At 71.1% G+C, this 12399-nt stretch carries 13 protein-coding genes; 9 read left to right on the top strand and 4 right to left on the bottom strand.

The window, feature by feature from the left end:
- Positions 1–5 precede the first annotated feature (5 nt).
- The 6 genes from ACFWPQ_RS00065 to ACFWPQ_RS00040 all read left to right on the top strand — a co-directional run bounded on the left by ACFWPQ_RS00065 (position 6) and on the right by ACFWPQ_RS00040 (position 5988).
- The gene (locus ACFWPQ_RS00065) at positions 6–1376 is read left to right on the top strand and encodes a cytochrome P450 (protein ID WP_384028236.1); all 1371 of its coding nucleotides are present in this window, start codon (positions 6–8) and stop codon (positions 1374–1376) included.
- Entirely contained in the window at positions 1373–3049 is a 1677-nt protein-coding gene (locus tag ACFWPQ_RS00060; RefSeq protein WP_384028234.1) for an OB-fold domain-containing protein, read from the top strand. The genes ACFWPQ_RS00065 and ACFWPQ_RS00060 overlap by 4 nt, the downstream gene beginning before the upstream one ends.
- 16 nt (positions 3050–3065) lie before the next feature.
- Positions 3066–3980, top strand: a complete 915-nt coding sequence (locus tag ACFWPQ_RS00055) for an alpha/beta hydrolase (RefSeq protein WP_384028232.1) — start codon at positions 3066–3068, stop codon at positions 3978–3980.
- The gene (locus tag ACFWPQ_RS00050; RefSeq protein WP_361282372.1) at positions 3973–4473 is read left to right on the top strand and encodes a DoxX family protein; all 501 of its coding nucleotides are present in this window, start codon (positions 3973–3975) and stop codon (positions 4471–4473) included. Before ACFWPQ_RS00055 ends, ACFWPQ_RS00050 begins: the two co-directional genes overlap by 8 nt.
- A 16-nt stretch (positions 4474–4489) precedes the next feature.
- The gene (locus tag ACFWPQ_RS00045; protein WP_384028229.1) at positions 4490–5305 is read left to right on the top strand and encodes an NAD(P)-dependent oxidoreductase; all 816 of its coding nucleotides are present in this window, start codon (positions 4490–4492) and stop codon (positions 5303–5305) included.
- An 89-nt stretch (positions 5306–5394) separates the two neighbouring features.
- On the top strand, positions 5395–5988 hold the full coding sequence (locus ACFWPQ_RS00040) for a TetR/AcrR family transcriptional regulator (RefSeq protein ID WP_383717378.1): 594 nt from the start codon (positions 5395–5397) through the stop codon (positions 5986–5988).
- Here ACFWPQ_RS00040 and ACFWPQ_RS00035 read toward each other — a convergent pair.
- From ACFWPQ_RS00035 to ACFWPQ_RS00025, 3 genes are read right to left on the bottom strand one after another with little or no spacing between them, the layout of a single operon-like run.
- Positions 5964–6815: an NAD(P)-dependent oxidoreductase gene (locus ACFWPQ_RS00035; RefSeq protein ID WP_384028227.1), complete on the bottom strand. Its 852-nt coding sequence runs from the start codon at positions 6813–6815 to the stop codon at positions 5964–5966. The two genes, ACFWPQ_RS00040 and ACFWPQ_RS00035, sit on opposite strands and share 25 nt — an antisense overlap.
- The gene (locus ACFWPQ_RS00030; protein WP_384028225.1) at positions 6812–7183 is read right to left on the bottom strand and encodes a carboxymuconolactone decarboxylase family protein; all 372 of its coding nucleotides are present in this window, start codon (positions 7181–7183) and stop codon (positions 6812–6814) included. The genes ACFWPQ_RS00035 and ACFWPQ_RS00030 overlap by 4 nt, the downstream gene beginning before the upstream one ends.
- 3 nt (positions 7184–7186) lie before the next feature.
- The gene (locus ACFWPQ_RS00025) at positions 7187–7915 is read right to left on the bottom strand and encodes an aldehyde dehydrogenase family protein (RefSeq protein WP_384028223.1); all 729 of its coding nucleotides are present in this window, start codon (positions 7913–7915) and stop codon (positions 7187–7189) included.
- A gap of 136 nt (positions 7916–8051) precedes the next feature.
- On the opposite strand from ACFWPQ_RS00025, the gene ACFWPQ_RS00020 reads away from it, so the two are divergent.
- Complete coding sequence (locus ACFWPQ_RS00020) at positions 8052–9335, top strand: aromatic ring-hydroxylating dioxygenase subunit alpha (RefSeq protein ID WP_384028221.1); 1284 nt, start codon at positions 8052–8054, stop codon at positions 9333–9335.
- Positions 9336–9408: 73 nt separating this feature from the next.
- Here ACFWPQ_RS00020 and ACFWPQ_RS00015 read toward each other — a convergent pair whose 3' ends face one another.
- The gene (locus tag ACFWPQ_RS00015; RefSeq protein ID WP_384028219.1) at positions 9409–10608 is read right to left on the bottom strand and encodes an RNA-guided endonuclease InsQ/TnpB family protein; all 1200 of its coding nucleotides are present in this window, start codon (positions 10606–10608) and stop codon (positions 9409–9411) included.
- 155 nt (positions 10609–10763) lie between these two features.
- Between ACFWPQ_RS00015 and ACFWPQ_RS00010 the strand changes: the two genes are divergently transcribed.
- Together ACFWPQ_RS00010 and ACFWPQ_RS00005 are read left to right on the top strand one after the other, a co-directional pair.
- Positions 10764–11093, top strand: coding sequence for a hypothetical protein (locus ACFWPQ_RS00010; RefSeq protein WP_384028217.1), 330 nt, complete (start codon positions 10764–10766; stop codon positions 11091–11093).
- A gap of 32 nt (positions 11094–11125) precedes the next feature.
- The gene (locus ACFWPQ_RS00005) at positions 11126–12355 is read left to right on the top strand and encodes an amidohydrolase family protein (RefSeq protein ID WP_384028215.1); all 1230 of its coding nucleotides are present in this window, start codon (positions 11126–11128) and stop codon (positions 12353–12355) included.
- Positions 12356–12399 lie beyond the last annotated feature (44 nt).

Here is a 12399-nt window from a genome sequence, read left to right as displayed (position 1 = left end):
ACCCCATGACGACCGCACCGGACGACACCGGAGACGAGGCCCGCAAACAGCCCCGGGTCCACTTCGACCGGCACGCCCCCGAGTACCGGCACCACTTCGAGGAGAAGACCCAGGAGTTCCACACCGGCTGCCCGCTGGCCTGGTCCGACACCTACGGCGGCCACTGGGTCGCCGCCGGCAACCGCGAACTGCTCGCCTTCGCCCGGGCCGGCGAGAAGCTCTCCAACGACCACGACGTGCACGGCGAGCGCCGCGGCTACCAGGGCATCAGCATCCCGCCGCCGCCCCGCGGCAGGGGGCTGCGCGGCGGCTTCCTGGAGATGGACCCGCCCGAGCAGCGCGCCTACCGGGGCGCCCTCAACCCCTATCTCTCCCCGGCGGCGATCAAGCGCTGGATCCCCTTCATCGACGAGGTGACCCGGGCCTGCCTCGACGAACGGATCGAGAGCGGCCGTATCGACTTCGTCGACGACCTCGCCAACATCGTCCCCGCCGTCTTCACGCTCGCCATGATGGGCATCCCGCTGAAGAAGTGGGAGCTGTACAACGAACCCGCGCACGCCGGTGTCTACACCCCGCCCAACTCCCCGGAGATGGCCAGGGTGGTGCAGGCCCACATGGCGATGCTCAAGGACATCGGCGCCACCCTCCAGGAGGTCCGGGCGAACCCACGCCCCGGCCTCGTCGACGCCCTCGTCCGCATGGAGTTCGACGGCGAGGCTCCGGCGGAGGCGGACCTGGTCGGCGCCCTCGCCCTGCTCATCGGCGGTGGCTTCGACACCACGACCGCCCTGACCGCACACGCCCTGGAGTGGCTCTCCGAGCACCCGGAGGAGCGGGAGCGCCTCAGCCGCGAGCGGGACACCCTCCTCGACACGGCCACCGAGGAGTTCCTGCGCTACTTCACCCCGGCGCCCGGGGACGGCCGTACGGTCGCCGAGGACTGCGAGATCTCGGGCAAGCAGTTCAGGGAGGGCGACCGGCTCTGGCTGTCCTGGGCGATGGCCAACCGCGACCCGGCGGTCTTCGCCGACCCCGACACCGTCGACCTCGCCCGCGGCGGCAACCGGCACACCGCCTTCGGCCTCGGCATCCACCGCTGCATCGGTTCCAACGTGGCCCGTGCGGTCTTCAAGCGGATGCTGCTCCATGTCCTCGACCGCGTCCCGGACTTCGTCTGCGATCCCGAGGGCACGGTCCACTACGAGACCATCGGCGTCATCCAGGGCATGCGCCACCTTCCCGCCGCCTTCACCCCGGGCCGCCGGCTCGGCCCCGGCCTGGCGGAGACCCTGGAGACCCTCCAACGCGCCTGTGACGAGCAGGGGTTGGCGGAACCGGTGACGATACGCAAGGCGGAGGCGAAGCTCCGTTGAGCACGCCCGACGAGAAGCCCGGAGCCGCCCGCCCCCGGCCCGTGACCGCCCCGGAGACCGAGTTCTTCTGGACGTCCGGCCGCGACGGACGGCTCCGCTTCCGTACCTGCGGCTCCTGCTCGTCCCTGATCCACCCGCCGCAGCCCGTCTGCCGGTACTGCCGGGGCCGCGCCGACGGCCTCCGCGAGGTCTCGGGCCGCGCCACGCTCATCGGTTTCACGGTCAACCACCGCTTCCCCTTCCCCGGCCTGCCCACCCCGTTCCTCGTCGCCCAGGTGGCGATCGAGGAGGACCCACGGGTCCGGCTGACCACCAATGTCGTCGGCTGCACACCGGAGGAACTGCGCCTCGGCATGCGCATGGAGGCCGTGTTCGAGCAGGTGGCGGACGTCTGGCTGCCGCTGTTCCGGCCGTGCGCCGAGCAGCCCCCGCCCGCACCGCTGCCCACCGACGAACCCTCACCCGAGCGCATGCGGGAACACGTCCGTACGGCCCCCGTCCCCCGCCGGTTCGAGGAGCGCGCGGTGATCAGCGGCGCCGGAGCCTCCCGGATCGGCCGCCGCCTCATGGCCCCGCCCCTCGAACTCACCGTGGAAGCCTGCGAGAAGGCCGTTGCCGACGCCGGCCTCACCTTCGACGACATCGACGGCCTCGCCACCTACCCGGGCGGCGGCGCCTACGGCGGCTTCGCCGAGGGCGGGATCACGGCACTGGAGTCGGCGCTCGGCATCCACCCGGTCTGGCACAACGGCGCGGGGGAGACCTTCGGCCCCGGCGGTTCGCTGATCGCCGCGATGCTGGCGGTCGCGAGCGGGCTGGTGCGGCACGTGCTGTGCTTCCGTACGGTCTGGGAGTCGACGTATGCCGAACTGCTGAAGCAGGGCAGCATCCGGGCAGCTCAACCCGCGGGTCCCGAGGGCTGGTTCAAGCCGTTCGGTGCCGTCTCCCCGGCGACGATGCTCGCGATGAACGCCCAGCGGCACATGCACCGCTACGGCACCACCCGCGAGACCCTCGGCTGGATCGCCCTCAACCAGCGCGCCAACGCCGCCCGCCACCCGGACGCGATCTACCGCGACCCGCTCACCATGGACGACTACCTCTCCGCACGCACCGTCACCACCCCCTTCGGCCTGTACGACTGCGACGTCCCCTGCGACGCCGCGACGGCCGTCGTCGTCTCCGCCGCCGAGACGGCATCCGACCTTCCCAAGCCCCCGGTCCGCTTCGAGGCGGTCGGGACCCAGATCCTCGAACGCCCGGAGTGGGACCAGTCCACCCTCACCCACGAACCGCAGGTGCTCGGTCAGGCCGCCCACCTGTGGACCCGTACCGACCTGCGCCCCGCCGACGTGGACGTGGCCCTCCTCTACGACGGATTCACCTTCAACTGCCTGTCCTGGATCGAGGCGCTCGGCTTCTGCGGCATCGGTGAGGCCCGGGACTTCCTGGACGGCGGCAAGAACATCGCCCGCGACGGGGTACTGCCTCTCAACCCGCACGGCGGCCAGCTCTCGCACGGCCGCACCCACGGCATGGGCCTGGTGCACGAGGCGGTGCTCCAGCTGCGCGGCGAGGCCGACACCCGCCAAGTGGCCGGCGCGCGTACCGCGGTGGTCTCCAGCGGCGGGCTCACCCCCAGCGGCGTACTCCTGCTCAGGACGGACGGATGACCTCCAGGACGGTCGAATGACCTCGCTCGAACCCGAACTCACCCATGCGGTACGGCGGCTGGTGGCCGACGTCCACGGAGTCCCCGCCTCCGGGCTGCTGGCCGAGGTGCCACGCCCGCAGGCCGTGATCGTGGCCCTGCACGGGGGCGCCACCACCTCCGCCTACTTCGACCATCCGGGCCACCCCCGCCTCTCTCTCCTGCGCACCGCGGCTGCCGCGGGCTTCACCGTCCTGGCCCTGGACCGCCCCGGCTACGGCAGTTCGGCCGGGCACGAGGACCGGATGGGTACTCCCGAGCAGCGCACCGACTTCGCCTACGAGGCCGTGGCCGCGCTGCTGGACGGCCAGGAGCGCGGCCACGGCGTGTTCCTCTGGGCGCACTCGGCGGGCTGCGAACTCACCGTACGCATGGCGAGCGACCGGCGGGGCGCCGATCTGCTGGGCGTGGAGCTGGCCGGGATGGGGCGTGTCCACCACCCCCGTTCGGTGCTGGCGATGGAGGAGTGGCGGCGCGATCCGACGCGCACCCGGCCCAACCTCCGCCGGGCGCTGTGGGATCCACCGCACGCCTACCCGCCCGACGTGTACGGCGGCCGGCACATCGGCTCCGCCTCGCCCGCCTACGAGGGGCACCGGGAGAACTGGCAGCAGGAATTCGCCAGGCTGTCCGCGCAGGTGCCGGTGCCCGTCCACATCACCCTCGCCGAGCACGAGCAGGTGTGGGCCAACGGCCCCGAAGGACTCGCGGACCTCGCCTCCATGTTCACCGGATCGCCCCGCGTCGTCGTGCACGAGCAGGCGGGCGCCGGTCACAACACCAGTGTCGGCCGCACCGCCCCCGCCTACCACCTGCACGTCCTCGCCTTCGTGGAGGAGTGCGCGCTCGGCGTCCGGGCGCTGCCCGTGGAGAGGCGGCACCGGGATGGGTGAGGCCCCGGACGCGGCACTGCTCGCCGTACGGCTCGTGCTGGGCGCGGTCATGGTCGCGCACGGCTGGAACCACTGGCGCGGCCCGGGCGGGATCGACGGCACCGCGGGCTGGTTCGGCGGCCTCGGCCTGACCCGGCCCCGGCTGCAGGCCTGGCTGAGCGTGCTCACCGAACTCGGGGCGGGCGGCCTGCTCGCGCTGGGCCTGCTGACCCCGCTCGCCTGCGCGGCCGTACTGTCGGTGACGCTGGTCGCCGGACTCCTCGCCCACCGGCCGCACGGCTTCTTCGTGTTCAAGGAGGGCTACGAGTACGTCCTCGTCCTCGGCACGCTCGCGGTCGCACTCGGCGCCTGGGGACCGGGCAGATACGCACTGGACACGGCGGCGGACATCACGGTGACCGGATGGACGGGGGGCGGTGTCGTGCTCGCGGTGGGCGTGGTGGCCACCGCCGGACTGCTGGCGCTGTTCTGGCGCCCGGGGAAGACGACCTGACGTGAGGAGGGCACCCATGCGTGTGGGCTTCATCGGACTGGGCAGCCAGGGTGGGCCCATGGCCCGGCGGATCGCCGGGGCGGGACACGAGACGACCCTGTGGGCCCGCAGGCCCGCCACGCTCGCCCCGTTCGCCGACAGCGGTGCCAGGACGGCAGGCTCGCCCGCCGAACTGGCCGCCGCGAGCGACCTGGTGTGCCTGTGCGTCGTCGACGACGCCGACGTCGAGCAGGTGGTCACCGGCCCGGACGGCGTCCTCGCCGGGCTGCGCCGGGGCGGGGTGATCGCCGTCCACTCCACCGTGCACCCCGACACCTGCCGCCGGTTGGCGGCGGTGGCCCGGGCCTCCGGTGTCTCCCTCCTCGACGCACCGGTCAGCGGGGGCGGCCGGGCCGCCGAACAGGGCATCCTGCTCGTCATGGCGGGCGGCGACCCCCAGGTCTTCGCCTACTGCCGGCCGGTGTTCGAGACGTACGGCGACCCCGTGGTCCACCTCGGGCCCACCGGCTCCGGACAACTCGCGAAGATCCTCAACAACGTGCTGTTCACCGCCCAGTTGGGGCTCGCCGCCGACGCGCTCGGGGTGGGTGCCGCCCTCGGCCTGGACCGGGCCGAGCTGTCCCGGGTCCTGCCCCGCGGGAGCGCACGCAGTTTCGCACTGGACCGGGTGGCCGACTCGGGCGGTACCCTCGATCGCATCGCCGCCCACGCGGGGGGACTGCTCGCCAAGGACGTCCGGCTGTTCGCCGACATCGCGGACACGGCCGGTGCCGACACGGCGTCGGCACTCCGCGGGGCCGCGCTCGCCGCCCTGGCCGCGATGGGGAAATGAGGCCAATCCAGTACGCCCTCTCGCCCTGCCGAGGCGCCCCTACATAGTGTGGGCGGGCACCTCTCCAACGGCGGAAGGGGCCCCACGTGGTGTCCGCGAGGCGTCAGCAGATCCTGGAAGCGGCCCTGGAGGTCTTCGCCGAACGCGGGTTCAAGGGCACCTCGATCGACGCGGTGGCCGAGCGCGCCGGCCTCACCCGGCAGGGCGTGCTGCACTACTTCCCGAGCAAGAAGCGGCTGCTCCTCGACCTCCTCGCCTTCCGCGAGGAGCTCGCCCGGGAGCACCTCGCAGGACGCAGGCTCGGCGAGGACTGGGCCGGCGACTTCGCCGAGGCCGTGGCCTTCGAAGTGCACCATCCCTCGCTCGCCACCGTGCAGACCGTGGTCCTCGCCGAGGCGGTCACCGGCCAGGAACCGGCCTGCGGCTACGTCCGCGAACGCAGCCGGTCCCTCCAGGAGCATCTCACCGCCCATCTGATCGAGCGATACGGAGAGCGGCTGCCCAGCGGACTGGACCCGCGGACCGCCGCGGCCGCTGTCTTGGCCCTCATCGAAGGCGTCCACCAGCTGTGGCTCGTCGACCAGGACGCCGAGCGCTACCCCCGGATCGTGCGCGAGGCGCTGTCCGTGCTGCTCGGCACCGACAGCGTCCCGGAGCCTCAACTGCCGCTGACGAACGGATAGATGCGGGTGAAGTCGACGTCCGGCTCGGCCGTGGCGAACGCCTCCCACACCGCCTCCGTGACGGCGGCGAGCGCCGCGGGCGTGTCCGTCTCGTCCACCTCGCGCAGATACAGCCGCAGGTCCTTGGCCATCAGCGAGTTGCTGAACCCCGAGGCGTAGCGACCGGTCAGCACCTCCTGCGGGAATTTGTCGATCGTGGCCCCGCTGCGACCGCTGGACGCGTTGAGCACGTCCAGCAGCACACCCATGTCCAGTCCGGCGGCCCGCGCGAAGGCCACGGCCTCGCTGGCCGCCGCGAGCGCGCTCGCGGACAGGAAGTTGTTGGCGAGCTTCAACGCCTGCGCCTGCCCCGGACGGTCACCGACCCTGCGTCTGCGGTCGCTCAGCCCCGCGAGCACCGGTTCGACGTGCGCGCAGTCCTCGTCGGAGCCGGCGTACATGACCATCAAGGTGCGTTTCCGTGCCCCCGCGACTCCGCCCGACACGGGCGCGTCGACGTACGCCATCCCGGTGGCGGCCAGTTGACGGGCTGCCGCCACTCCCACGGTGGAGGTGTCCACGACGTGGGTGACCCGCCGGTCCCTCGTGGCGAGGAGGTCACCCACGACGTTCCCGCAGACCGTGCCGTCCGGCAGGCTCAGCACCACCGTGCCGACGGCTCGGGCCACCTCCGCCGGGTTCGGTGCCCAGCGGGCGCCGTCGGGGGTGCGGGCCGGACCGGCGGCGTCGTAGGCCACCACCTCGAAGCCGCCGCGCACCAGGTTCGTCGCCAGCGCCCCGCCCATGTTGCCCAGCCCGATGAAGCCCACCGCCCGGGTCCCGCTCATACCGCTTCCCGGGCGGCCCGTACCTGGCGGAGGACCGCCGACGCCTCGTTCCCGGCCGGCGCGCCGCAGTAGGCGGTCAGCTGGAAGAGGAGTTCGTCGATCTCGGCGTCGGTGACACCGGCGCGTGGGGCTGCCTCCAAGTGGATGCGGAAGGCACCCATCCGGCCCGTCGCGGCCGTCATCGCCAGCACCAGCAGACTGCGGTCGCGCCTGCTCAGCGGCCCGCCACGGGCCCAGACACCCCAGGCCGTCGCCGTGACGAAGTCCTGGTACCCGTCCGGCAGGGTGTCCGCGGCGGCCGTGCCGTCGTCGCCGATCACCTCACGGCGCACCGTCCGTGCGGCCCGCTGCGCTGCTTCGTCGTACATGAGTCATCCCCTCCGTGGTCGGCCGAGGCTCGCGCTGACGGTCTTGAGCTGTGCGTACTCGTACAGTGCCGCCAGGCCCTTCTCCCGGCCGTGGCCGCTGTTCCGGTAGCCGCCGAACGGCGTCTCGATGGTGAGCGGGCCGCCGTTCACCGACACCTGCCCCGCTTCGATCCGCTCGGCGAGCCGCAGCCCGCGCGCCAGGTCGCCGCTCCACACCACCACCACGGTGCCCATCGCGAGGGCGGGGGCCAGGGTCCGGCAGGCCTGGTTGAGGGGCAGGTTCCAGGGGGTGATCACGCCGACCACGCCGTACGGCTCGTAGCGCGTGTACGTGTGGACGCCCGCCCCCTGCTCGATGACCTGCCCGTGGCCGGCGGCCCGTACCACCCCCGCGTAGTAGCGGAAGTAGGCCGCCGACATGTCCGTCTCCAGCCGCAGCTGCGCGGGGACCTTCCCGGTGCATTCCCGCTCCAGCCGCATCAGGGTGCCGGCGTCGGCCTCGATCGCGTCCGCGATGCGATGCAGGACCGCTCCGCGCTCGGTGGGGGAGCGGGCGGCCCAGCCGTGCCGGGCCCGTTCCGCCGCGGCGACGGCACGTCCGATGTCGGCCGCGTCCCCGGCCGCGATCTCGTCGCCGGGCAGCCGGGCAGCCGGATCGAGCGTCGCCAGCCGGGTGCCGCCCGCCGGCGGCTCGGGACGGCCGTCGATCCAGTGGTCGTGGCGTGTCGTCAAGGGCGTCCTCCACTCGTGGGAAGCACGGGACCGATGACCCGACCATAGGTTCCATATGCAGAATACGGAAACGCTATTCTCCAAATCAGAGACGATTGTTATCGTGGGGCTGTCAACCGATCGGAGGTTCCCACTGATGGCGCACTTCCCGAAGCCCGCCGAGGGCAGCTGGACCGAGCACTTCAAGATCGGTACGGAGCCGGTCTCCTACGCGGACTCGATCTCACCGGAGTTCTACGAACGGGAGCGGGACGCCATCTTCCGGCGGACCTGGCTGAACGTCGGGCGGGTCGAACAACTGCCCCGCAAGGGCAGTTACTTCACCAAGGAGCTGGACGCGGCCCGCGCCTCCGTCGTCGTGGTGCGCGGCACCGACGACGTGGTGCGCGCCTTCCACAACATCTGCCGCCACCGCGGCAACAAGCTGGTGTGGGACGACTATCCCCGCGAGGAGACCAAGGGCACCTGCCGTGCCTTCACCTGCAAGTACCACGCCTGGCGCTACGACCTGGAGGGCAAACTCGCCTTCGTCCAGCAGGAGTCGGAGTTCTTCGACGTCGACAAGTCGAAGTACGGGCTGCTGGCCGTGCAGACCGAGGTCTGGGAAGGGTTCGTCTTCGTCAATCTCGACCCCGACAACACCACTCCACTACGGGACTACCTCGGCCGGTTCGCCCACGGCATCGAGGGCTACCCCTTCCACAAGCTCACCCAGGTGCACAAGTACCGTGCCGAGATCGGCAGCAACTGGAAGCTGTTCATCGACGCGTTCGCCGAGTTCTACCACGCGCCGATCCTGCACTCCGGCCAGTACGTCTCCGAAGAGGCCGCCAAGATCAAGAAGTACGGCTACGAGGCGCTGTCGTACGACATCGACGGCCCGCACAGCATGGTCTCCTCCTGGGGCGGCATCGCTCCGCCGAAGGAGCGGGCGATGGTCAAACCCGTCGAACGGGCCCTGCGCAGTGGCCTGTTCGGGCCCTGGGAGGCTCCCGACATCGGCCTGACCACCGAGCAGCTGCCCCCGGCGATCAACCCCACCCGCAGCAAGGTCTGGGGCATGGACTCGTTCGTCTTCTTCCCCAACTTCATGCTGCTCCTCTGGCGGCCGAACTGGGTGCTGACCTACCACTACTGGCCGACGTCCCACAACACCCACATCTTCGAGGGCACCTGCTACTTCGTCCCGCCCGAGAACGCCTTCCAACGGCTCCAGCAGGAACTCGCGGTGGTGTCCTTCAAGGAGTACGGCCTGCAGGACGGCAACACCCTGGAGGCCACCCAGACCATGCTGGAGTCGCGCACCGTGGACGGGTTCCCGCTGTGCGACCAGGAGGTCCTGCTGCGCCATCTGCACGCCACCGCACAGCGGTTCGTGCGCGCCCACGAGCAGCCGGCGGCACCGGCCCCCGCGTCCTGAGACGTCCATCGAGCAGAAGCAGACAGGGAGAGTGCAGAGTTGACTTTCTCCCCCTCGTGAACGAGGGGGATTCCTACGGCTCGCGCCGTGGGGCTTTCTGCTTCGTCGCCGACTGCCCGCCCGGAGTTCTCCGTTGAGGTCTTACACCGGCTCCACAGACTGTCACCGCCAGCCCGGCGGCCAGAAGGTTGTTCGCCGCGTTCACGTCCCGGTCATGGGTCGTGCCGCAGCCGTCACACGTCCACGTACGGACGTTGAGCGGCATCTTGTCCTTCAGGGTGCCGCATGCGGAGCACAGTCTGGAGGAGGGGAAGAAGCGGTCCACCGCGATCACTTCCCGCCCATACCAGGCGGCCTTGTACTCCAGCATGGAGCGGAACTCGCTCCAGCTCGCGTCCGAGATCGCCCGGGCGAGCATGTGGTTCCTGACCATGTTGCGCACGGTCAGGTCCTCGATCACGAGCGTTTGGTTCTCACGCACGAGTCGGGTGGTGATCTTGTGGAGCATGTCCCGGCGCCGGTCGGCGATCCGGGCGTGGATCTTGGCGACCTTGCACCGGGCTTTACGACGGTTGGCGCCGTCTCCCTTGGCCTTGCGGGACAGCTCCCGCTGGGCCTTGGCGAGACGGCCGCGGTCACGGCGCTCGTGTCGGGGATTGGCGATCTTCTCCCCGGTGGAGAGGGTCAGGAGGTGGTCCAGGCCGACGTCGACTCCGACCGCCGTGTCGATGGCGGGAAGCGGCCCGACGGTGGGGTCGTCGCAGAGCATGGAGACGAACCAGCGTCCAGCTGTGTCCTGCGAGACGGTCACGGTGGACGGCTGTGCTCCTTCGGGCAGCGGCCGGGACCACACGATCTCCAGCGGGTCCGTCATCTTCGCCAGGGTCAGCGCGCCGTTCCGGAAGCGGAAACCGCTGGTGGTGTACTCGGCGGACCTGCGCGACTTCTTCCGCGACTTGAAGCGCGGGTACTTCGCCCGCTTGGCGAAGAAGTGGGTGAACGCGGTCTGCAGATGCCGCAGTGTCTGCTGCAACGGCACCGAGGAGACTTCGTTGAGGAACGCCAGCTCCCCGGTCTTCTTCCACGCCGTCAGCATGGCCGAGGTGGCGTTGTAGTTGACCCTCTCCTGCCGCGTCCACGCCTCGGTACGGGCCGCCAGCGCCAGGTTGTAGACCTTCCGCACGCACCCGAACGTGCGCGACAGCTCGGCCGCCTGCGCATCGGTCGGATGGAAGCGGTACTTGAACGCACGCTTCACAGGGCTCGCGGCCATGCTCACAAACTAGCCTGGCTACAGGTGAGGATCAAACCTGCCGGTCAGAGCACCTGGATCCGCCTTGGCGGCCAATCCCAGCTCCTTGCCCTGCTCCGCAAGGGGTCTCGTTTCCTCCCCCGGCTGAAGCCGGAGGCATTCACGAAAGGACTCAGATGACCACGGTCTTTCCCGCCGGGTTCCACGAGCTGGAGCCGTTCGCGGACTGGGCGATCCACGGCGAGCGCGCCCGCTACGCCAAGCGCGTCGCCAGCACCATGGAGGAGTTGCAGGCCTTCTACGACGTGGCGTTCCCGCTGCTGCAGAAGGGCACCGTGTATCTGGAGCAGGTCGGTATAGAGGGTATCGGTGAGCAGGACCGGAACCTGCTGTGGGCGTTCTGCTCGCTGGTGACCGTCGCCTTCCCGGTGGAGGCGTGGGGCCAGCCGAGGGTCCCGGACAGCGGTCCCGCCGGCATCCACGCCGTCGTCGAACCCGCCGTGTGATGGCGGGCCGGGAGACGGAGCCACGGCCGCCCGTGCTCCTGCGGGCGGCCCGGCTCCTCGACGTCGACAAGGGCGAACTGGTCGAGCCGGGTGAGATGCTGGTGGTCGGCGAGCACATCGCCGAGATACAGCCGGAGAGGCTGCCCGAGGGTACGGTCGTCCACGAACTGGGGGACGTCACCCTCATGCCGGGCCTGATGGACATGGAGGTCAACCTCTTCCTCGGCGGCCCCGACCACCGCAGCCCGCTGATCCCGGTCCAGGAGGACCCGGCGCTGCGCACCCTGCGGGCGGTCGCCAACGCCCGCCGCACCCTTCACCGCGGGTACACGACCGTACGCAACCTCGGTCTCTTCGTGCAGACCGGGGGCGTGCTCCTGGACGTCGCCCTGAAGAAGGCGATCGACCTCGGGTGGGTGGACGGACCGCGCGTGGTGCCCGCCGGGCACGCGATCGCCCCGACCGGCGGGCACCTCGACCCGACCATGTTCCAGGCCTTCGCACCCGGCGTGCTGCCCCTCACCGTGGAGGAGGGCATCGCCAACGGCGTGGCGGAGGTGCGCAAGGCGGTCCGGTACCAGATCAAGTACGGGGCGAAGGTCATCAAGGTCTGCGCCTCCAACGGTGTCATGTCACACACCGGCCCGGCGGGCGCGCAGCAGTACTCGGACGAGGAACTGCGCGCCGCCGTCGACGAGGCACACCGGGCGGGCCTCAGGGTCGCCGCCCACTGCATGGGGGACGCGGCGATCCGGGCCGCCGTGGAGGCCGGCATCGACTGCATCGAGCACGGCTTCCTCGCGAGCGACGCCACCCTCGACCTGATGGTGGAGCGCGGCACCTTCCTGGTGGCCACCACGTATCTCACCGAGGGCATGAACACCGAGCACGCGGACCCGGAACTCCGCGCGAAGGCCGCCGAGGTCTTCCCTCGCGCCCGTGAGTCCACCGCCCGCGCGATCCGGCGCGGGGTCAAGGTGGCCTTCGGCACCGACGCGCCCGCCATCCCGCACGGCAAGGGCGCCCTGGAACTGCTCGCCCTCGTCGACCGGGGCATGCGGCCGCTCCAGGCCCTGCGCGCGGCCACCACGGTCGCCGCCGAACTGATCGGCGCCGACGACCGGGGCCGTCTGGGCCCGGGCCTGCTCGCCGACGTCATCGCCGTCCCGGGCGACCCGCTCGCCGACCTGTCCGTCGCGGGGCGGGTGTGCTTCGTGATGAAGGGGGGCCGGGTGTACCGCGACGACACGCAGGGGGCCTGACCGCCGTACGGGACGACAGTGGTGGCCCGGATGTTGTCCGGGCC

The organism is Streptomyces sp. NPDC058464 (assembly GCF_042721035.1).
Classification (GTDB): domain Bacteria; phylum Actinomycetota; class Actinomycetes; order Streptomycetales; family Streptomycetaceae; genus Streptomyces.
This window is presented reverse-complemented; position numbering and strand designations above follow the sequence as displayed.

Bases quoted from the DNA above. Each gene is read 5' to 3' on its own strand.
- ACFWPQ_RS00045 (WP_384028229.1), top strand. From the start codon at position 4,490: ATGCGTGTGGGCTTCATCGGACTGGGCAGCCAGGGTGGGCCCATGGCC.
- ACFWPQ_RS00020 (WP_384028221.1), top strand. From the start codon at position 8,052: ATGGCGCACTTCCCGAAGCCCGCCGAGGGCAGCTGGACCGAGCACTTC.
- ACFWPQ_RS00055 (WP_384028232.1), top strand. From the start codon at position 3,066: ATGACCTCGCTCGAACCCGAACTCACCCATGCGGTACGGCGGCTGGTG.
- ACFWPQ_RS00030 (WP_384028225.1), bottom strand. From the start codon at position 7,183: ATGTACGACGAAGCAGCGCAGCGGGCCGCACGGACGGTGCGCCGTGAG.
- ACFWPQ_RS00035 (WP_384028227.1), bottom strand. From the start codon at position 6,815: ATGAGCGGGACCCGGGCGGTGGGCTTCATCGGGCTGGGCAACATGGGC.
- ACFWPQ_RS00010 (WP_384028217.1), top strand. From the start codon at position 10,764: ATGACCACGGTCTTTCCCGCCGGGTTCCACGAGCTGGAGCCGTTCGCG.
- ACFWPQ_RS00065 (WP_384028236.1), top strand. From the start codon at position 6: ATGACGACCGCACCGGACGACACCGGAGACGAGGCCCGCAAACAGCCC.
- ACFWPQ_RS00015 (WP_384028219.1), bottom strand. From the start codon at position 10,608: ATGGCCGCGAGCCCTGTGAAGCGTGCGTTCAAGTACCGCTTCCATCCG.
- ACFWPQ_RS00050 (WP_361282372.1), top strand. From the start codon at position 3,973: ATGGGTGAGGCCCCGGACGCGGCACTGCTCGCCGTACGGCTCGTGCTG.